The 20,662-nt window shown below is 68.5% G+C and carries 9 protein-coding genes; 1 reads left to right on the top strand and 8 read right to left on the bottom strand.

All coding sequences use genetic code 11. The features are described 5' to 3' along the window. Positions 1-47: 47 nt before the first annotated feature. The 8 genes from O7635_RS24610 to O7635_RS24575 all read right to left on the bottom strand — a co-directional run bounded on the left by O7635_RS24610 (position 48) and on the right by O7635_RS24575 (position 19,032). On the bottom strand, positions 48-1,748 hold the full coding sequence (locus O7635_RS24610; RefSeq protein WP_278082825.1) for a VCBS repeat-containing protein: 1,701 nt from the start codon (positions 1,746-1,748) through the stop codon (positions 48-50). A 119-nt stretch (positions 1,749-1,867) separates the two neighbouring features. Next, the gene (locus O7635_RS24605; RefSeq protein ID WP_278082824.1) at positions 1,868-2,500 is read right to left on the bottom strand and encodes a hypothetical protein; all 633 of its coding nucleotides are present in this window, start codon (positions 2,498-2,500) and stop codon (positions 1,868-1,870) included. Beyond that, the gene (locus O7635_RS24600; RefSeq protein ID WP_278085570.1) at positions 2,497-3,018 is read right to left on the bottom strand and encodes an RNA polymerase sigma factor; all 522 of its coding nucleotides are present in this window, start codon (positions 3,016-3,018) and stop codon (positions 2,497-2,499) included. The genes O7635_RS24605 and O7635_RS24600 overlap by 4 nt, the downstream gene beginning before the upstream one ends. A 197-nt stretch (positions 3,019-3,215) precedes the next feature. Next, positions 3,216-9,206 (bottom strand): RHS repeat-associated core domain-containing protein, encoded by a 5,991-nt coding sequence (locus O7635_RS24595; RefSeq protein ID WP_278082823.1) that lies wholly within the window; start codon positions 9,204-9,206, stop codon positions 3,216-3,218. A 310-nt stretch (positions 9,207-9,516) separates the two neighbouring features. Then, complete coding sequence (locus O7635_RS24590; protein WP_278082822.1) at positions 9,517-13,665, bottom strand: LamG-like jellyroll fold domain-containing protein; 4,149 nt, start codon at positions 13,663-13,665, stop codon at positions 9,517-9,519. A 947-nt stretch (positions 13,666-14,612) separates the two neighbouring features. Beyond that, positions 14,613-16,139, bottom strand: coding sequence for an AfsR/SARP family transcriptional regulator (locus tag O7635_RS24585; RefSeq protein WP_278082821.1), 1,527 nt, complete (start codon positions 16,137-16,139; stop codon positions 14,613-14,615). Between the two features lie 227 nt (positions 16,140-16,366). Next, positions 16,367-18,112, bottom strand: a complete 1,746-nt coding sequence (locus O7635_RS24580; protein WP_278082820.1) for an ABC transporter substrate-binding protein — start codon at positions 18,110-18,112, stop codon at positions 16,367-16,369. 230 nt (positions 18,113-18,342) lie between these two features. Further along, on the bottom strand, positions 18,343-19,032 hold the full coding sequence (locus tag O7635_RS24575) for a nucleotidyltransferase domain-containing protein (protein WP_278085569.1): 690 nt from the start codon (positions 19,030-19,032) through the stop codon (positions 18,343-18,345). 732 nt (positions 19,033-19,764) lie between these two features. Here O7635_RS24575 and O7635_RS24570 point away from each other — a divergent pair. Then, entirely contained in the window at positions 19,765-20,523 is a 759-nt protein-coding gene (locus O7635_RS24570) for an SAM-dependent methyltransferase (RefSeq protein ID WP_278082819.1), read from the top strand. Positions 20,524-20,662: the final 139 nt, after the last annotated feature.

The raw sequence follows: 20,662 nt of genomic DNA, 5'->3' as shown, positions 1-20,662 counted from the left end.
CGGGCCCCCGGAACGGGGGGAACCGAGGACCCGGCGGCACATGGGGGTCAGAGCATGGTGAAAGTGCGGGTGCCCCAGTCGGTGTCGTACCAGCGACGGGTGACGGTGTTGTACGCGCCGCCACCGGGATTGATGCTCCAGATCGCGGCCCGGGCCCCGTCGTACTGGTAGAAGAGCTGGATGTCGTCGTGTGTGGTCGAGCTGAGCTGGGTGGCGGTCAGGTAGGCGGTGCCGCTGCCGAAGTCGACGTCATCCCAGCGGCCGACCGGCGCACCGAACTGGCCGGTGCCGGTGGCATCGGCGGCGAGCGTGAAGAGGCGCACGTGGCCCCCGCCGTAGTCGTAGAACAGGGCGATGTCAGCTTTGTCGTCACCGTTGACAAACGTGCCGACGGTCATGAACTGCGTGCCGCCGCCCCAGCTGGGTCCGTCCCAGCGTCGGACCGGCGTGCTGAACCCGCCGCCGGTGCTCGTCAGCGTCCACATAGCCACGTGCCGGTCGCCGTAGTCGTAGAACAGCGCGAGGTCGCTGCGGCCGTCACCGTTGAAGTCGCCACTACCCGCGAACCTGGTGTTGCTGCCGAAGTCGCTGTCGTCCCAGCGCATCGACGGGAGGCTGAGCCCCTTGCCGTCAGCGTCGCTGCCGTCAGCGGTGAGCGTCCAGAACGCCGCGCGGCTGCCCGGGTAGTCATAGAGCAGGCCGATGTCGGACTTCCGGTCGCCGTTGTAATCACCGATCGTCATGAACGAGGTGTTGCTCCCCCAGTCGGAGTCCGACCAGCGATTGGTGGGGGCGTCGAACCGATCACCCAACGAGGTCAGCGTCCACAGGGCGACCTGGCCAGGCGTCGGATACTGGTAGAACAAGGCGATGTCGGCCTTGCCGTCGCCGTTGAAGTCTCCTGCCGAGACGTAGCGCGTGTTGCTGCCCCAGTCAACGTCCTCCCACCAGCGGACCGGCGCCGCGAGGGCGCCCCCGGCCACGCCGCGGAGCACCCAGAGCGCCACCCGGCCGCCGCCGTAGTCGTAGAACAGCCCGACATCATCGAGCCCGTCGCCGGTGAAGTCCGCCCGCAGCCGGGACGAATCCGTCGAGGGCTTGGGCACGGGCTTGTCCCACAGCTGGTCGACCAGCAGCTGTGCGTCGTGCGCTTCCTTCGCGTAGGCATCTGGATACGCGGAGACCTGCACCTTCTGACAGATCTGCCCGATGTCACCGCTCATCCACGAGTTGTTGGGATATTTGCGCACCATCGCGTTCAGGAACGCGTTGGTGGCGTACACCGGATCGGTGAGCTGACTCGGTGTGCCCCAACCCATCGACGGGCGCTGCTGGAACAGTCCGAGGCTGTCGTGGTCCACGGCCTGCGTGTAGTTGTGCAGCGTGCTCTCGGCGATCGCCGTGGTGACCGCGATGACAGCCGCTCGCTTCGCGAGTCCGCGTCCACGGGCGGTCTCCGTGATGATCCGGGCGCACGAGACGTTATAGGCGTTGACCGCCTTGCCCAGCCGAGGTCCGTTCATCTGCGGACGGACCTGGTCGGCGATGGCGTCGTCAGCCGCGGTGGCGCCGCCGGTCACACACTGGTCGTAGTCGATGTACAAGGCAGCGTCCGCCGGCATCGGCGGTTCGGCGGGCCCCGGCGAACCAGTGGCGGCCGCAGCCGCGGCTTGGTGGGTGCCGACCATGACGATGGCCGCGACCGCGGCGATGACCATCCGCGTCGCGGAATGGGATTGTCGTGGCATGGATGTCCTTCCCTTTGCCGAGGATCTGGTGCACCCCCGGCGGGAACGATGACATCGAACGGTGAGGCCCGGATGAGGCTGCGCTGAGGCTTGTTCGGGTAGCAACCCTCACCGCGGCTCTAGCGGGTTCGCAGGCCAATGAATGGATCTATGACGCACTTGGGGCCGGGCGCGACGTACTCCCTCCTGACGAGAACCGGGTTGGCGGGATCGCCCGATGGCACCAGCACCAGAACCGTGCCTGGGGCGATCGTGTCGGGGTAGATCAGCGCCACGCCGCTGTCTTCGAAGCGTTTCGCCCGCTGCTGCTTGTGCCACACCTCGCTGAGGGATGCGATGCGGATCGGCGCGGACTTGCCACGATCGGCCGGCGGGCAGTCGGCCTCGGCCGAGGGCCGCATGACGATCACCCGGTCGTCGATGTCACGCAACGCGCGATTCGCCTGTGCCGGATCGTCGATCCGGTTGACGGTCACCGTGACCGTGCCCGCCGAGTCGGAGGCCACCCCGTATGCCGCCGGGGTATCCGCGGCGACGGCGAACAGCACCGCTACGGCTGCGGCCGACGCGGCGCCGGCTCCCGGCAGCAGCACGCTCAAGCGCCTCAATCTCCGTGGTCGATCGACTGGCCGGGCGATCGCGACGTCGGCGCCGGCCGGATCCACCGTGTGGCCGGACGGCCGCGGCGAGCGATCGAGCCGGTTCGGCCGCGCCCTCGCGAGCTGGTCGAGAATGTCACGGTGTCGATTCATCGGGTCGACTCCTCCGGCAGAAGCGGAATGGAAACAGAGCTGGACACGTCTGGTTCGGCGGCGACAGCGGCTTCGAGGCGGCGGCGGGCGCGGTGCAGGCGCACGAAGTAGGTCGCGGTGGTGCAACCCACGACCCGCGCGGCCTCTTTCGGCGACAGCCCGTGCCAGGCCACCAGTGTCAGCAACTCGCGGTCCTCTTCGGACAGTCGCGCCAGGGCCGCCAGCATCGCTGCCCGCTCGACCACCCCATCCGCCACGTCGGCGGTCCGCAGCTCTTCCTCGGTGACCCAGGCCCGCATCTCGACGACCAGAGCGGAGAGTCGAGCCTCGCTGCGGAAGCGTTCGCGCACGACGTTGCGTGCCACGCCGAGCAGCCAAGGCAGTGGCGTGTGGCGAGGGAGCGCGTCGATTCGTTGCCACGCCACCACAAAGGTCTCCGCTACCACGTCCTCCGCGAGTTGACGGCCCGCACGGCTGACCGCGTAGGCGTACACCCGGTCACGGTGCTCCTCGTACACGCCGGTGAATCGCTCGAACTCGTCGGGTGTGACCGGTCTGAACCGTTCGACGTCATCAGGTTCGGGCACAAGCGCGCAGCCTCTCAGTCCTGAAATCCCCTGTCGCTGGGAAATGACGCCAGCCCGCCGTTTCTTACACACGTAGGGCGCCCGGCCGACCGCCGGACGCCCTACGCCTTGTCACTCAGACGGTGTCTCTAGATGCCGCGCCAGTAGCTGGCTCCTGACGTGCCGGCCTTCTCGCCGCCCTTGGTGTTAGCGCCCTTCGACGCCTTCTTCCCCGGATGAGGCGAATGCTTGGCGGTGATACCCCAGGATGACCGGCCGTGACCGCCTCGACCATGCCGGCTCGACTCCCCGTAGTTGTACTTGTCGTACCGACCGAGCTTGTATCCCTCCCAGACGACGTTCTCGCTGAGCACGACACGCTCGTACCAGTTCCAACCCCGGTGGTCGGCGACGCCAGACTTGCTCCACGGGTTCAGCTGTGTGTTGGCCTGCTGGCGGTAGTGTGCGGCCGCCTCGTTGGCGTCTCGATACTCGCGGCGCAGGGCGCGGTCCATGTCCTTGAACCCGGGCGTACCCTTGAGCGCCTTATTGGTCTTGATCAGGGACGCCGCCTCCTCCGCTCCCTTGGCGGCCTTGTATCCCTTGTAGAGCGCCTTGCCGCCGGACACGCCGGCCTTGAGAGCCCTGCCGCCGGGAATCACGCCAGCGATCCCCAACCCACAGTCGAGACGCTTTCCGTCCTTGCAGGAACTGTAGGTGTCGACCGCACCGGCCACGAGCGACACCGCGGCGAGTACCGGCGCGGCTGCTGTCAGCGGCGGTATGGCCACGCAGGCGAGTGCGGCGACTCCGGCGACGGAGGAGATCAGGCCGGCGTTCTTCTTGAGTCCCTCCCCGACGTTGTTGGCGACGTTCTTCATCCACTTGGGCCAGAGCCCGTCGGCGTCGCTGGCGGTCAGCGGCGCGTTGGCGGCGTAGCTATACCCGTTCATCTGTTGGGGGTCCTGGACGTCGATGACCGGGTCGACGGACACGAATCGGCCGATCGACGGGTCGTACTCGCGCGCGCCGAGGTGGGTCAGGCCGGTGTTGTCCCTGGTACCGCCGACGAAGCCCTTGTCCGTCGCCGCGGGCCAGGCGCCGGTGCCGGTCCGCGGCGCACCGAACGGTGTCTCCCGGCGGGTGGCGACACTCTGGTTGACCGCGCCGATGCTGATCTGGGCCGTTCCGTGGTGGTCGCCCGAGAGCCAGGTGACCCCGCCAACGGTACGCGTGGCCACCACCTGGTCGGCGTGGGTGTAGTAGCGGGTGCAGGTCTGCGCCTTGGTGCTTGTGGTGTAACGCAGCTCCTGGTCCGGCAGGTAGAGCGTCTTGCCGGTCGGGTCGCGGCGGATCAGCCGTTGGCCCTCGGCGTCGTAGACGTAGGCCGTCGTGCCGCTGGTGTCCTGGCTGGTGGCCAGGCGCCCTTCGGCGTCCCAGGTCAACGTCTGGGTCCCGGCTGCCGCGGTCGGACGGCTCGTCATGTTGCCGGATTGGTCGTGACCGTAGGATGCCGCCTTGGTTCCGCTGTTGTCCGCGGCCGAGGTGCCGGTCAGGCGGTGCGTCCTGGGAGTGACGGTGTAGGTGGTGGTCCGGTCTCCAGCGGCCGTAGCGTGTTCCGTGACGCTGGTCCGGTTGCCGGCCCCGTCGTGCCGGTAGCTGTGCCAGTACTTCGCGGGACCACCGAGCCCGGCCGCGGTGGGCGCCGCGGCGCAGTCGCCGCTGGCCGGCGTCCACGCCTCCCGCAGCTGCCGGGCGTGGTCGACGGTAAAGCACTGGCTGTCGCCCGAAGCCAGGTCGGCGACCTTCTCGACGTTACCCGCCAGGTCGTACGACAACCGGACGTCGGCGACAGTGGTCGGCGACTGCTGTTTGGTGGTCCAGATTTGCGCCAGGCGCCTGGTGTGGGTCTCGTAGGTGCGCCGGATGTCGGCGAGCTGGCCGCCGTTGTTGCGCAGATGGATGGCGCCGACTTCGCTGAAGCTGGTGTAGTCGGTGCCGGTCACGTAGGTGGCGCCCATGCTGGTGCCCAGCGTGGTCGGCTCGCCCTGGCTGTCGTAACCGCGGGTGAGGGTCTCGGTGGCCAGGTTCCCCATGGCGGGGAGCCGGACGGTCGCGACCGTGCCGTCCTGGTTGTAGGTGTAGACGTAGTTGTAGCTGCCGGCGAGGCCGGCCTCCGTGTCGGGGATGGTGTGGCGCACGCTGGTCGGCAGATAGTCGGCCGTGTAACCCACGTGCTCCTTGACGTACTGCGCGGCGCCCACGTAACGGATCGCTTTGACCAGATGGCCCTTGACGGACTCGCCGTTGGAGAGGGTGTCGTAAACCCACTCGGCCCGCTTGGCGCCGGTGGTCGAGCCGTCCCGCAGCGTGGCCTTGCGGCCCTGCGAATCGTAGGTGTAGGCGACGGTGGCGCCGCGTCCGTCCTTTGTGGTCTCGACGTCGCCGTACTCGGTGAACGTCGTCTCGATCGTGCCCTTGTCCGGGTCGACCATCCGGATCTGCCGGCCGAGCAGGTCGTAGCCGTAGGTCCAGACGGCGTCGGTCGGATCGGTGAGCCGCTGCAGCTGCCCCTTGCGGTCGTACTGGTAGGTGGTCCGGTCGTAACCGGCGGCGCTGCCGACGGCGACCCCCGAGTGGTAGAGACGTCGCTCGACCACGCTGCCGTCGGCGTCGGTGATGGTCGAGCTGTTGACTCCGCCGGTCGGCTCGGTGACGTGGGTCCGGTCTCCCCCGTAGGACGTAACCGTCTGCCGCTTCACCGTGCCGCCGGGACTGGCCGGAGGTGCGTCCACCTTGTGGGTCTCGGCGATCTCCCGGCCCGCGCCGTCGAAACGGGTCTCGATGACCGTCGGGATGACGTCGCTGGGTTGGAACAACGTGGTGCTCGGCGGCACGGGATCGCATCGGGTGGCGCTGACCCGACGGCACGCCAGGTACGACCCGTGAGTCTTCGTCTCCCGGCCCGCCGAGTCGTAGAACGTCTCGGTGACCACGGAGCTCGGGCCGCCGGCCCCGTCGGCCTGCTGCGTCTGCCGCGCGCGGACGAGGTTGTCGAAGAACTCGTAGGACGTGGCGTAGCCGCCGGCGGCGTTCAGCCGTTTGGTCGTCACGACCAGTGGACCGTCAGTGCGGACCAGGTAGTCGAACGCCAGGTTCGCGGACTGGGCGCGGTCGCGGCCCGGGAACCAGACCTTCGTGAGGCGACCGAGCCCGTCGTACGCGTAATCGATCTTGCGGCCATTGGGATCGGTGGTGGTCAGCGGGAGCTGCCAGGCCGGCTCGACGACCTTGGTGTCGACCCACGTCAACGGGCTGGCCGCGGTGCCCTTCCGGGTCTCGGTGACGGCGGTGACCGGGCCTCCGGTGGCGGGCGTGTAGTCAGTGTCGGTCAGGTTGCCACGGATGTCCCAGCTGCCGTCGACCCGGCCGTTGGCGTCGTGCGTGGCTCGCTCCGCGGTCAGGTAGGTGGGGCTGCCACCGTTCCACGCCTTGATGGTCTCGACCTTGCTGAGCAGTCCGCGGGTCGGCGCGGTGCCCCAGGCCGCCTGGTCGTACGAGGTCTTCTCGTCTTCGACGATGTCGTCGTCAGTCAGCCCGGACTGGGCGGCCCGGGCGCAGTCGACGGCGAACACCCGTTCCCTGGACACCCGGTCCAGAATCCAGACCGACAGCGCCGTGTTCCGTGCGTAGTCGGTCATGGTGCAGCGCTGGTCGTCGGTGACCGCGTTGTCGCCGCGGTCGTCGACCTTCGACGGCATGCCGTACGGGTCGAACGTGGTGCGGACGGTGGTGGTGCGCGGGGCGCGTCCGCCGTCGAGCGCGGTCCGGGTGTGCGCGGCGACCGTTCCGGTGAACCGGGCGTGCACGGTGAAGTCGTTCACCGTGCGGCTCGCCGTCGGGCCGGACCGCCAAGGCTCGAAGACCTCGGCGCTGACCTCGGCGCCGTCCGGGCCGTTGTAGGTGATCTCCTCGCGGAGCATGCCGGCGTAGGCGTCCTCATCGGCGACGGCCGGGATGCCGCCGATGCTGATCGCCGGCATGGTCGCGGTCCGGGTGCCGCTCGGCAGCTTGTCGCCGTGCATGCCGCGGAAGTAGCGGGACTCGGTGCGGGTCTGCTCCCCCGGGTCGCCCTTGGTCACGCGTACCGTGCCGTATCCGCGCCAGGTCGACCAGGTCTTGTATCTCTTGTCGACCAGTCCGTCGTCGTCGGTGTAATGCCAGGCCGGATCGCCGACATAGTCGTAGTGGGTGCGGACGCGGGAGGACGAGCCGCTCAGGTCGGCCTCGACGACGTCGGTGACCACGTACTTGTGGAAGAAGTCATCGATCGGCTTGTCGTGGCCCGCCGGAGTCCATTTGACCGGGTAGCAGCGCAGCACGTTGGCGTGCACATTGTCCTTATCGGGCACTCGGCTGCCCTTCACACAGTCCGGGTCGCTGTAGGTGATGTCGAGCTTTCCGCCGGACTCCGTGTTGATGGTCTTCATGCGGAACCGCTTCATGGCGGGGTACTGGTCGCCGAACGTGTCGACCCGGTTGGCCCGCGCCTCTCCGACGAACGTGATGTCCGGAACGCTGGCGGCGTCACCGACCAGGCCGCGGTGCGAGATCTTCTCGAGCCACAGCCCCCCGGGCTGGCTGTCCACCGGGTCCGGGAACGAGTGGGTCAGCGTCCACGACTCGACGGCGCGGTACCGTGCGGCGGCCCGGTCCCACACCTGAGTCTTCACCTCACGCAGCCGCTTGGTGCTCCAGTAGGTTGGCGCAGTGGAGTCGCACGTGGTGCCGGTGCACTCCTGGTCCCACGGCACGTCGGGCCAGTGGACGGCGTCCTTCATGGTGCAGTCCGACAGGCACCGGTCGGCCGGCGTGAACAGCACCTGCATCGGGGCGCTGCCGGTGGAACCGGTACGCGTGCCGTAGTCGATCCTTGTCAGTTGGCCCGCCCGGTCGTACGAAATCGGCTTGGTCGTGCTGCCGTTCTTCCCGTACTTGTTGGTCTCCTTGGCGTAGAACAGGTCCATGGTGTTGCCGTGCCGGTCGACGACGTGGTCAAGCTGCCAGCGCCACCCCTGGGAGCAGGAGGACGACGCGAACGACGACGAGTCGTAACACGGCTCGTTCTTGTGGTTGCCGTGCACGGGCGACACCAGCGTCGAGTCGCGCCCCGGCTTGCCGCCGAACCAGTGCTGGGTGCCGTCGGGCGTGGTCACCACCCACCACTCGCCGTTGTCGTCGCCGCTGCTGCCACCGGTGCGCCGCTCGACGTAGGTGCCGTCGTCGTTGCGCAGGTGCCAGCGGTTGCCGTCCGAACCGTCCTTGATCAGCTCACCGGAGCGACTGCCGAGGCTCAGGGTGGCGTTGTCGGTGTCCCAGCACTGGTCACCGGTCTTGGTGGTGTTGTTCGCGGCCGAGCCGTCCGGCGCCTTGCCCATATCCTCCGCGCACGTGGTGTAACGGCGCTCGATGTGGCCGGGAGACCATTCGAAGCCCTCGCCGAGCCAGGACGCCTGGTTGTTCGCCGCCACCATGCGGCCATCCACACCGGACGACGAATACGCGAAATCCATCGTGGGCACCGGTCCACCCGCGCCGGGCGGGGTACGCAGCGGGTACGTCCAGCTGAAGTCGCCGGAGTTGCCGCCGGCGGTCCACGTGGTCGCCGGGGCCAGCGACGTGGCCTTGTAGTCGCCGGCCGGGCTTTCCGACCCGGCCGTGACCGCCACCAGCACACCCGCGGCGGCCTCCGGCAACGGGACGCTGGCGGTGATCGTGCCGGCCCGCCAGTCGTGGTGACTCGCCACGTCATGGCCGGCACAGGCCGGTGCGTCAGGAGTGGTCGCCGCGCACCCGGGGAGCACCCGCATGCGCAGCCGGCCCGCCCAGTCACCGCCGTACGCCCATCGGAAGTCGCCGTATCCGACGGTTACCGTGGCGACTCCCGCCGCATTACCCCCGTCGGACCGGGACACGGCCAACAACACACCATCCACTTTGGCCGCGGCGGTCGCCTTCCGGTCGAACGATCGCACCCGGACCCGGCGCACGTCCGCCGAGTCGACCCAGGCCGGCAGGCCGGCGACCCGGGTTCGCTCCGCGTCGCCCGAGGCCCGCGCGTCGGGTGGCGGCAGGTCCACGTCGACCACGGTCGCCGCTGGCCATTGTGGAGCCTTTCCTGTGAAGGGGTCGGCGGTCCGGGCCGCGCGTGGCGTCGACGGTCGCTGAGGTTGGCCACCCACTGGCTCTTCCTGCTGCGCGCCGGCCGGCCGGTAAGGCGCGGCCTGAGCCGGCGGCACGTGCACCATGGACACCATCACGACGGCGCCGGCGATGACCGCGCCGGCCCGCCTGACGGCCCTCCCTGAAACTGAACTCGCGAAACTGGGCACGCGACGCACAGCCTTTCTCCCAAGGATGCTGGTATGAGAAGTGGTCGACCGGAACGCGCTAGGGAATCCGGGTGAGATCACGGATCACGCCCTGATAGACCCGAACCTCGTCGACCGAGCCGGACCAGTGCTCGATCATGCCCGCGCGCCACTGGAGTCGACCCAACATCAGCGGGCCGTTCGCGTGCCACGGATTGGGCACCCCGACGGTGCGCTGCAACGCCTTGTTCACGTACAACGTGAGAGTTCTGGCCTGCGCGTCGTAGACGCAGGTCAGCTGGGTCCAGACGCCCTTGCTCGCAGCGCCCGTCGACGCGGCCACCGTCCCGGTGCCGGTGGTGTTGTCCACATCGCCGTAGGTGCAGTTCCACGCGCCGTTGCTGGCCTCGTACTTGAGGAAGACGCCGCTCTCCACCGCACCGCGTTGAGCCACCACGGTCCGGTTGCCGGTGACCCCCGTGGGCAGATAGGCCCAAGCGGAGATCGTGAAGGACTGGTCGGTCTGCAGCACCGGCCCGTCGGTCTCGGCGTAGTCGTCCACACCGTCGAGCAGCAGGCCGGTGCCGGTGTGACCGGACCCGCTCGGCGGGATCTTCGCGCCGCCGCGGAACGACAGGTCGTGGCCGTAGTTGGAGCCGTCGAAGCTCGGCCCGGGACCGACGTCCTCCAGGTCCCAGCGACCGATCAGTGAGCGCGAGACCGGGTCGACCAGTTCGGCGACCTCTGCCGCCGAGACCACGCGATCCCACACCTGCACCTCGGCCAGCGACCCTGCCCACTGCGCCGGCGAGAACCCGCCGACCCGCGTCTCACGATCCGCGTCCCACGTGGTCACGCCGGCGGCGGTGGAAACGAGCACCCCGTCGACGTAGAGCTTGGCCTCACCGGACGCCGAGTCGTAGACGCCGGCCAGGTGGGTCCAGACCCCGACCCGCGGAGCGCCGCCGGGCGACATCGCCGCCCGATAGGTCGGCAGGTTGACGTCGGCCGACGTGGTGGTGAACTTCCAGACGTCCTGGGTCTTCTCGTACTCGAGCAGGAAGGCGCTGGTGTTCGCGCCGGCCTGACTGATCACGGTGCGGTTGGCGGTCTTGTCGCCCAGTCGGGCCCAGCCGATGACCGTGAAGCTGCGGCTCGAGTCGGCCAGCACCGGCGTTCCGGTGGCCGCGTAGTCGTCGACACCGTCGAACCGCAGCGCGGTCGTGATTGGGTCGATGATCCGGCTCGGGCCGGCCGTCGGCGTGCCGTGCGCCAACAGCGCGTGACCGTTTCCGGTGTCGTCGGCCAACGCGGCCTCACCCGTCGGCTCGTTGAGCAACCACCGCGCCAGCGCCGGGGTGGGTGGCGCCACGACGAACTGGTGGACCTGCGGCGCGAACCGGCCCGCGCGGTCGACGGCGTGCACGTACAGCGTCTTGGACCCACCGGTGGGCGGCGTCCATTCCACCGTCACGCTGCCACCGGGGGCGGCCGGGCTCACGGTGGTCGACGGTGGGTCCGAGAAGCCCCACTTGTAGGAGACCACGTCGGGTGAACCACTGCCGAAGGTGAAGCGCCCTGTCTGCCCGACAGAACCGCAGCCCTGCGCGGGGCAGTCGGCCGGGTCGGAGTGGTAGACGTCCGAGGTGATGCTCGGCGGGAACGGATTGGTCTGGTCCACCTCGAACTCGCACCAGCCCGAGTAGCCGCCGGGTGCGTAGGCGTCGGTGGCCTTGGCCCGGAAGGCGTACACCCCGTCCGAGATGCCGACGCTGCCGACCGTCCACCTGGCGCCGCCGACGGTGTGGCCGCCGCTGCCCGGATAGCCGTACCAGTTGGTGATCCCGTTGTGTGCGACGAGGTCGGCCTTGCCGTCGGCGTTCATGTCCGACGTGGTCAGCGCGGTGTAGCTGGTCCAACCGGAACCGATCTGATAACGGACGTACGGGGTGAACGCCGCCCGTCGTCCGTTGCCGACGTAGAGAAACTGGTTGCCCGTGCTGTCCTTGGCCACCACATCCGGGTTGCCGTCGCGGTCCCAGTCGATCGTCCCCTGGAATGTCCAGTTGGCCCAGCCGGTTCCCAGCTGGACCCGGTCCGCCGCGACGATGGCGGCCCGCCCTCCCCTGCCCGGGAAGAGCCACAGCAGGCCGGCCGAGTCGCGGGCCACCAGGTCCTGGTGCGAATCACGATCCCAGTCGGTGATCCCCGCGAACGTCCAGGAGCTCCAGCCATCCCCGATCTGCACCCGCGGGATCCCCGGGGCGCTCCGGGTGCTCTGCCCGGGATAGAGCCAGAGCACGCCGGCGGAGTCCCTGGCGACGATGTCGCGATGGCCGTCACCGTCCCAGTCGACGATGCCGGCGAAGGTGTAGGGCGACCAGCCGGTGCCGATCAGTACCCGCGAGGTCAGCGTGCTGCCCTTGGCCGGCAACAGGTAGAGGTATCCGTTCGGGTCGCGGACGATCACATCAGGGGCCCCGTCCGCGTCCCAGTCGCCGGTGCCGACCAGCTGGTCACCCTTGTCCAGCACGCCGGCCGGCAGCGTCACCAGCGCTGTGCTGCCGGAAGCGACGCGGGACTGCGTACGCGGATCGGACGTCGGACCGTAGCTGCCGTTGCTCCGCACACGGGCCCACTCGAACGATGCGGTCAGCGAGTTGCCGTCGCCGTCCTGGACGCGGGCCCGCAGGCTGGGCGTGGCGGTCGAGGTGAACGGCCGACCCGCGCCCGTCGCGCAGGCCTTGTTGTCCACCGTCACAGCGGTTGGCACGCCGGGGACCGTGTTGGTGGAGACGACCAGCCGGGCGGTGTCGGCGTCGAACTTCTTCCAACCGGCGTGGCTGCTCTCGGTGGCGGCCTTCAGGCCGAGCGTGGTGTAGGTGGCGGAGCCGGCCGCGATGCCGGTGATCAGCGACTTGATCGCGAACTCGGTCGGCGTGCGCGCGCCGTCGCACGACTCGTTGGAAACCGTGGCGGCGTTGCTGCCGCTCCAGCGACCGGCGGTGTTGCTCCATGTCGTGCCCGAGCTGAGGGTCGAGCTGACCGTTCGCAGCTCGGTCGTGCTCTTGGCGCACTCCCACGAGTAGAGCAGGTCGATCGAGAACTGCGCGTCCAGGATCTGCTTGCCGCGGAAGGACGAGGTGGGGAACTGCCACATCGAGCGGTACGTCATGGTCGTGCCGGAGTCGGTGTAGCCCACCTTCGCGCACTCACCGGTGTAGTTGCCAGGACAGTCCTTCTTGTCGTAGCTCCAGTAGGACTGGCTGCTGTGCCGAGAGTTGATCATCGTCCAGGAGCTGTACGTCACCGTGGGGTCGAGGTAGACCGGGTACACCGTCGCCGGGTCGGCCAGCAGGCCCAGGTCCGGCGTGAAGGCGAGCGTCCCGCCGTCGATGGTCACCGGCATCGCGGCGTTCCTGGCGCCCAGGGCCGGGCGGTCCGTCGAGCTGTGCGCGCGGGATCCGTCGGCGGCCGCCGCTCCGTCGTCTGCGGCGGAGTCCCACATCCGTGGCCCGGAGGCGGCGAGAACGGCTCTGCCGTCCTTGTCGACAGCAGCCATGCCATCGCCGGTCCGGTCCCACCGAAGTCCGCGGAGCGCGGTGCCGAAGGTGACCCGGCGCAGCGCCGGGTCAGCCGCCGCCGCGCGGTTCTTCACGACCAGGACCTCGCGGAACCCGGTCTTCAAGGCCGTGACGACGAGGTCCACGCCAGGATGGACGTCGGGATACACCGCGCTGGCGCCCTCGATCCTCGGCTTCGGCAGCGGACCGGCCGGCCAGGTCAGGCTGACCTCGTGACCGTCGCGTCGGGCCCGCACCAGCGGGCCCGCGCCGCCGCCGGAGAACGACACGTCGACTGCCGCCGCCTTGGGCACCAGAAGACCGTCCTTGGTGGTCGTCAGGGTGGTGTCCAGGGCCACCCACGAGGCGTCGGCGCGGCGGACTCGCTGCGGCTGCGCGTACTGCTCGACGACACCGCTGCCGTCCGGGTCGGCGAAGACCCGGGTCGTCTCAGTGCGGGCGGAGCGCACTTCGACCCGGCGATCGCAGGCGGCGGCCAGCGCGACCGCCGCAGCCGGGTCGACCGCCTCCGCCGCGCAGGCCGGCCCGCCGCGAGCGGCCGACGCCGCCGGCGCCGGTCCGGCCAGAAGACCGGTGACCAGTAGTGCGGAGCCGAGCGCCCCGAGTCGACGTCCTGATCCACGCAGCTTGCGGAAACCTGCCATATGAACCTGCCCCGTAATGATCATCGATGGTGACGGGCGTAAACCTAGGGTCTAAGACGGTGAAAAGCAGTCGCTCAGCGACGCAACCTCGGGCGAAGAATGACGCTCGGCGGCGACAGTCCTGTGTAGGAGGTGGACCCGCGCCGGATCCCACGCGGTGGGGAGCTATAGTGCCCGGCGTCGCCTACTCGACATGTCGCGATCTATCGCCAACCGGGTCGCGAAGCACTGTTCGTCGACCAGGCCGTGGTTCAACCCGGCATTCGTCGACCGGATCAGACGGGCGCCGCGTTTCCCCGTCACGGCGGCCGCTCCGGACCTCGGCCGGAACGACCAGTCCCGAAAGGCCGACCTTCACTCCCAGTTGGAACCGGCTCCGGGCCTCGAAGTAGTCGGACAACTCCGCCAGTCGACGGCTGTAGGTGCGTGCCGACATGCTGAGCCGATGACATGCGGTGGCATCGGTCGCTCCAGACAGCAGCGTGAGGAGGACCGGCCGCAGATGCGACGGGATCGTCTCGAGACGAACAAGCAGGCGGTCGTCCACCGGACCGGGCTGCCACATGCCGTACTCCTCGCGACCGGTCGAAGCCGGAGCGACGATCCGCAGCCGGCGGGGCCCGACCCATCTGATCGCAACCGGCCGAGAGACACCAGGATGTTCAACCGGACATTGCACCGGAACTTTGGGCTGCCCCCGGGCGCCTGTTCGATCGCGCGCGATGAGCGACCGATGATGAATCGATGACCACCCCTTGTACGTTTCCGAGTAACTGAAGAGATGACGTCAAAGAAATCGACGAACGCGGTGCTGGCCTCTGTCCCCTTCACAGGACCAGCACGGCGCTCGCGGCCCGATCCCTCCCTTCGTGGCGGGTCGCGACCAGCGGTGGATCGGCGGGTTGGGGGGTTTGCCCGTCGGTCCACCACAACCTCGTCGCCTCGGCTCACGCGAGGGACGACCCGGTCACCGCGTCGAACGGCTCGCGTTCCGCCGCGACGCGCATAACCTCGACTTGGGACGCGATGGTCAGGTCGTGGTGGCGAATCAGCGTTGCCGAAGCGCTTCGAATCGCCAATGGCACCCCTCCGCAGAGCTTCGCGAACTCGCCGGCCGCGTGGGCTTCGGCGTGCACCCGCTGCGCACCCACCAAGTGCGTCAGCACCTCCTGGGCCTCGCCCCCGGTGAGTCCGTGCAGCGGGATCGCCGCCGCCCCTTCGCGCGTGACCAGGCCGGTCAACTGGCTCCGGCTGGTGACCAGCACAACGGACCCGCTGTTTCCTGGCAGCAATGGCCGCACCTGATCCTCTGACACAGCATTGTCGAGCAGCAGCAGCACGCGTCGACCGGAGACGACGGAGCGGAACCGGTTGGCTGCCTCGGCGACGTCGACAGGAATCGCCTCGGCGGACACGCCGAGCGAGCGAAGCAGGCGCCCCAGCGCTTCGCCGCTGTCCATCGGCCGGTTCAGCGAGTCCCCGCGCAGATCGAGGTAGACGTGACCGTCGGGGAACGCGGTCGCCATCTCGTGTGCCCATTTCACCGCGAGGGCCGTCTTGCCAATTCCCGCGATCCCCGTGATCACGGTGAGGGTGGTGGGTGCGGACGGCTGAGGAAGCCGTTGCCGCAGCAGGTGCAGCGCCGCGTGGCGCCCGGCGAAACCTGGAACGGCCGCCGGAAGCTCACGAGGGACGACCGTGCGGGCCGGTTCGACGGCCATCGCCGGCCGAGACGGCGCAGCCTTCGACAGGGTCACCGGCCCGCCGTCCAGCAGCGCTCGGTGCAGCCGCTGGAGTTCGGGACCCGGCTCGACGCCCAGCTGATCGACCAACTCGCGACGGATGCGGCGAAACACCGCCATCGCTTCGGCTTGTCGACCGGCTCGGTGAAGAGCGAGCATGAGCAGCGCGTGCAGACCCTCGCGGTACGGGTTCTCGACTGTCAGTTCGGTCAGTTCGGGCACGAGCTCCGCCGCGCGGCCGAGTTCCAGGTCCAGTTCGATGCGCACCTCGACCGCGCCCATCCGGCGTTGGTCGATCCGCTCCGCCGCCTCCACCATGAGTGGTGCGGTCAACCCGTCCAGCGTGGAACCTCGCCACAGGCCCAGCGCGTCGGCGAGCGCCTCCCGCGCTCGCGGCGCATCCCCGGCCGAGCGCAGGAAGCGGGCGCGGGCGAGCTCGGCCTCGAAGGTCCCAAGGTCGAATCGTTGTTCCGGTGTCCGCAGCGCGTAGCCTGACCCGCTGGTGACGATGACCTCCGTCGCCGCTTCGACATCCCGGAACGCACGTCGTAGGGCGGAGATTCTGTTGCGGACCTGGGTCTGCGCGCCGGCGGGGGGATCGTCGTCCCAGGCTGCGGCGATGAGGCGCTGCATCGGCACCACGCGGTTGGCCTCCAGCAGGAGCGCCGCGAGGATGCTCTGGCTTTTGACTCCGCCCACGGCAACAGGCCCCTGCGGTCCTGTCGCGCGCACCGGACCGAGAATGCCAAAGTGGAGTGTCGATGGAGTGGGGCAGCCCACCACGTGAAGTTCCTCCCTGCGATCCCTCGCGAACGGGCTGTTCGGTCCGGACGAGGGTTCAGGGTGGCCTACGACACTGAGGTGCGATTGAGGCGGCGCTGAGGTGATGCCAACGAGACGGGGGTGCCGGTGGCTTCCACTCGGAGACCACCGACACCCCGCTCGGTGACGGCGCTTCTCTACTGCTTGACGTAGATCTTGCTGACCTGGATGGCGCCGAACGCGTCACTCAGGAAGGCATTGCCGACCTTCGAGCCGAACAGCTCGTGAGTGGCGTCGTAGTAGGCCGGGATCTCGGGCAAGTAGTCAGTCATGATCTTCTTGTCGAGAGCCATCCACGCGGCGTCCTGCTCGGCGGCCGGCAGGGTCTTGATCCGGTCGATCTCCGCGTCGACGGTCGGCTCGGCGAAGTAGGCCAGGTTCTGGTTGCCCTCGTCGACGATCTCGCGGCTGTCGTACAGCGGCGGGATGATCGTCGAACCGGTCGGCCAGTCCGAGCCCCAACCGTGCAGGTACAGGTCGAACGGAGTGTTCTTCCGGCCAACCTCGTCGTAGTAGCTGGTCGCCTCGATCGCCTTGAGCGTCACCTGGAAGCCGGCCTTGACCAGGCTGGCCCGGATCGCCTCGGCCTGCGCCGTGCGAAGCGGGGTGTTGCTGTGGGCGAGCACCAGCGGCGGCGGGGTGGTGCCGCCGAGGATCTCCTTGACCTTGTTGACGTCACCGGTCGCCGGAGCGTTGTAGGCGTCGTACTTCTCGAAGCCCGCGGTGGTCGGGGACATCAGCGTGCTGGCCGGCGTGCCGGCCGAGGTGCCACCGATCGCCTTAAGCGCCGCGTCGCGGTCGAGGCCGTAGTAGAGCGCCTCACGGATCTTCTTGTCCTTGATCCGCTGGTTGTTGACACCCAGGTACCAGACGTACTGCGTCGGGCCCTTGGCGACCCGCTCCGCGACACCTGCGGCGGTGGTGCGAGGCAGGACGGCCGGAGGCGTGTCACCCCAGGTCAGCGACATCTGGTCGGCCGGCGCGTCAGCGACGAGCCGCTCCGCGATCTGCTGCTGCTCGAGACCGAACGAGAACTTCATACTGTCCGGGTAAGCGGTGCGGATCGGGTCGGTGTTGGCGTCCCAGTTGGGGTTGCGCTCGAGCTCGAGCAGGTTGTCACGGGTGTAGCTCTTGACCTTGTACGGGCCCGAGGAGAACGGACGCAGATCGTACTGACCCTTGGTGTCCTTCGCCTGCGGAACCGGCGCGGTCGCCGGCAGCGCGGCCGCGTACGGCATGTCGCAGTGCGGAGCCGCGAAGGTGAACTTGATGGTCTTGTCGTCCGGGGTCTCGACGCCGGCCGGCATCTGGCCACCCTCGTAGGGGCCCTTGTAGGAGGCGTTGTAGGTGCCACCCGGGTAGAGCCACTGCTGGATGTAGTGCGAACCCTCGTTGAGCTCGGGGGCGAAGCTACGGGCCAGACCGTAGGCGACGTCCTTCGAGGTGACCGCCGAGCCGTCCTCGTACTTCAGGCCGTCGCGGAGCTTGAACTCCCAGACCTTGCAGTCCTTGTTGACGTCGGTGCCCGGGTTGGTGGCCAGGTCGCCGACCAGCGTCATCTTGCCGCTGCCGTCCTCCTGGTAACCGTTGAGCGACCGGTAGATCAGACTGCCGGTCAGCTGCTGCAGATTGACGTAGTTACGGGCCGGGTCGAGGTGCTCGAAGTCCGAGTTCAGCAGGACCGTGATGGTGCCGCCCCTGGTGGCGCCATCGACGGCCTTGGCCGGGCCAGTGTTGTCGGCGGCCTCGTAGGAGATCGAACCCGTCTGCGTCTTGGCCTTCTGCGTGTCGCTGTCGCCACCGGACGTTGTCTCTGAACAACCCGCGGCGGTCAACGCCACGGCAAGAGCGCCGACGATCAGCGCCCCTCCCTTGAGTCTCACAATTTCTCCCTTTCGTGCTCGGACGGAGCGATTCACTCCCTGGGAATCCGAGCGAGACTGCGATACCTGAACACTTGATCGCGATTCGTCGCGTGGCCTGGTTGAGAGCGCCTGCACGCCGTCGCCGGAAGGAAGATCAAGCCGCCACACAGTTTGGCGGTCGGGATCACCAGGGCGACATGAACGCGACATCGGTCCTATGCGGGCCCGTGGTGCTGAACTCTCCGCCGTCAGTGCGAGGGGGTCGGTTGGAGCGGCGGCGGGTATCTCTGGGCGCGCTTGGCGTAGGCGACGGTCCGTCGGGCGTCTCGCCACGCGATGAAGGCCGTGCGGATGCGAGGCGAAGAGACGGAGATCCCTTGGCGTCTCGCAGTGAGTTGATCGACCAACCAGCTCGGAGCGTGCGCGTGTCTGATCGCTTGTGTCTTGGTCAGCAGTTCACCGTTGTACAACGCGTACCGACCACGAGCCATGGACGTGAGGCCAAGATCAGCAATGGTGGGATCGAGCCAGATCCACGGTCGCTTAACTGCCCAATTCCAGTATCCGGTGAGTTCGGCCCGGGCGGCGGCGCGAATGTCCGCGGCGGACATGGGTGGGAGGACGTCGCGGGGCTGGCGACCGAAAACCGAGTAACCGTGCAGGACCAGTTCCTCTCTGGTGATGCCGGAGAGCGTCCGATGCGTGAGGTGCCCATGGGTCCACATCAGGTGCAGCGTCTCGACCCGCGAAATGCTGTCGGTGTCGACGTACACGCAGCCCAGATTCAACCCGGCGCCCCTCCCGTCGTCCAGGCGACGATGAAGCGCAGTCAACGCAGCCTGTCGACCGATGTCGACGGGCCCGTCGACAAGTGCGACCAGATCGAGATCGCTGATGTGTGGCAGGTAGTCGCCGGTAGCCAGCGAGCCCGCGACCATGAGTTCCGTCACCCACCCGAGGGCCGTTAGATCGTTGCCGAACTCGATAACAATCGCTGGTGGCGTCCTCTTTCCCAGCCGCGCCCAGCCTGAGAGGCCAGGCGTATCACTGTTGGGGTCCACCGCTGTCCTCGGTATTACGTCGGGTATTCGAGCGTCCAACGAATAGGCACCGGCAGGACGGTATAGCCCTCGCGGGGCTCGTCGCGACTCAGTGGCCAGTATTCGCCAGCCGATCGCAAGGAACCCGGGCGCGCGACGCGGAACGACAGCGCCTCGCGCGCCGAGTTGCCACTCCTCCGTCAGCCGCGGAACCGGACTGGCCGGTCGTGCGGCCCGGGGCGCCGACCTTGGCGGCACTCTCACTGTTCGGCGCGACGCACCCGTCTTCGAATTGCGGGCTCGCTTGCCGTTCGGGGACGCCGGGCGGTAGCACCTCGACGCGACGTCGGCCGAAACGTCGAGTCGGGCGTCCTGGCTCGCCGGGCCGGACCACGGTCTGATGGTGCGAGTCTCGCCGGCCGCGGTTCTTCAGGCCGGCGCCACGCGCTAGGGGGTGGTGAGCATGCAGCGCGAGTTCGAGTGGAACTAAAGATCCGCAACGGAAGTCCTCCCGGCGCGAAGCGCGGGGAGGACTTCCGTTCGCCGTCACCGCATCGGACGTTCCCGTCGTCCCGACGGTCTTCGCCGCCGTCCGCGGAATTGGATTGACCTTCACGAAAGGATGTTGGCGTGCGTACTTTCGATGATCTGGTTGCCGAGGCGGCCTCCGTGGACGTGTCCGGCTGGAGCTTCGACTGGCTCGACGGTCGGGCGACTGAGGAAAGGCCACCGTGGGGATATTCCCGTTTGCTCGCGACGCGGTTGGCGGAAGTCTCCTCAGCGCTCGACATCGACACCGGAGGCGGCGAAGTCGTCAACGGCGCGCCACGGCTTCCCGGGAGAACCGCCGTTACCGAGGGCTGGCCGCCTAACGTGGAACGGGCCCGGGAGTTGTTGACGCCTCGCGGAGTGGAGGTCGTTCCGCTCGAGCAAGGCGCCGCCCTGCCCTTCTCCGACGCGAGTTTCGAGCTGGTCAGCAGCCGCCATCCGGTGCGTCCGAACTGGATCGAGATCGCACGGGTCCTGGTCGACGACGGCACCTACCTGGCCCAACACGTGGGGCCGGCGTCCGCCTTCGAACTTATCGAGCAGTTCCGCGGCCCGCTGCCACGCCAGCGGCACGACCGGGATCCGCAGCGGGAGGCCGCGGCGGCGGAGTCGGCCGGCTTGCGCGTCGTCCGCCTGCGCACCGCCCGCTGCCGGATGACGTTCTTCGACATCGGCGCGATCGTCTACCTGCTTCGGAAATGCGTCTGGTGGGTGCCCGATTTCACGGTCGACGGTCACCGCCAGGCGCTGCATCGCCTCGACGCTCACATCCGTGCGCACGGGCAGTTCGTAGCCCACTCGACTCGGACGCTCATCGAGGCCCGACGGGTTCCGCGATGACGAGCGCCCGCAGCTGATCCGCCGGCGGGACGGTCGCGGTTTCGTCGCGGAGCGACAGGGTCGTGAATACATGCAACCCACGATGGCGCTCGATGCCAGGACATCCGACTGGACGTTGCGTCCGACGTTGGCAAGCACA

Source organism: Asanoa sp. WMMD1127 (assembly GCF_029626225.1).
Classification (GTDB): Bacteria; Actinomycetota; Actinomycetes; order Mycobacteriales; family Micromonosporaceae; genus Asanoa.
Note: the sequence above shows the minus strand (reverse complement) of the source record. Positions and strands in the feature narration are given on the sequence as shown.

Excerpts from the sequence above, each read along its gene's own strand:
- O7635_RS24610 (WP_278082825.1), bottom strand. The coding sequence starts at position 1,748 with ATGCCACGACAATCCCATTCCGCGACGCGGATGGTCATCGCCGCGGTC.
- O7635_RS24605 (WP_278082824.1), bottom strand. The coding sequence starts at position 2,500 with ATGAATCGACACCGTGACATTCTCGACCAGCTCGCGAGGGCGCGGCCG.
- O7635_RS24590 (WP_278082822.1), bottom strand. The coding sequence starts at position 13,665 with ATGGCAGGTTTCCGCAAGCTGCGTGGATCAGGACGTCGACTCGGGGCG.
- O7635_RS24575 (WP_278085569.1), bottom strand. The coding sequence starts at position 19,032 with ATGGTCGCGGGCTCGCTGGCTACCGGCGACTACCTGCCACACATCAGC.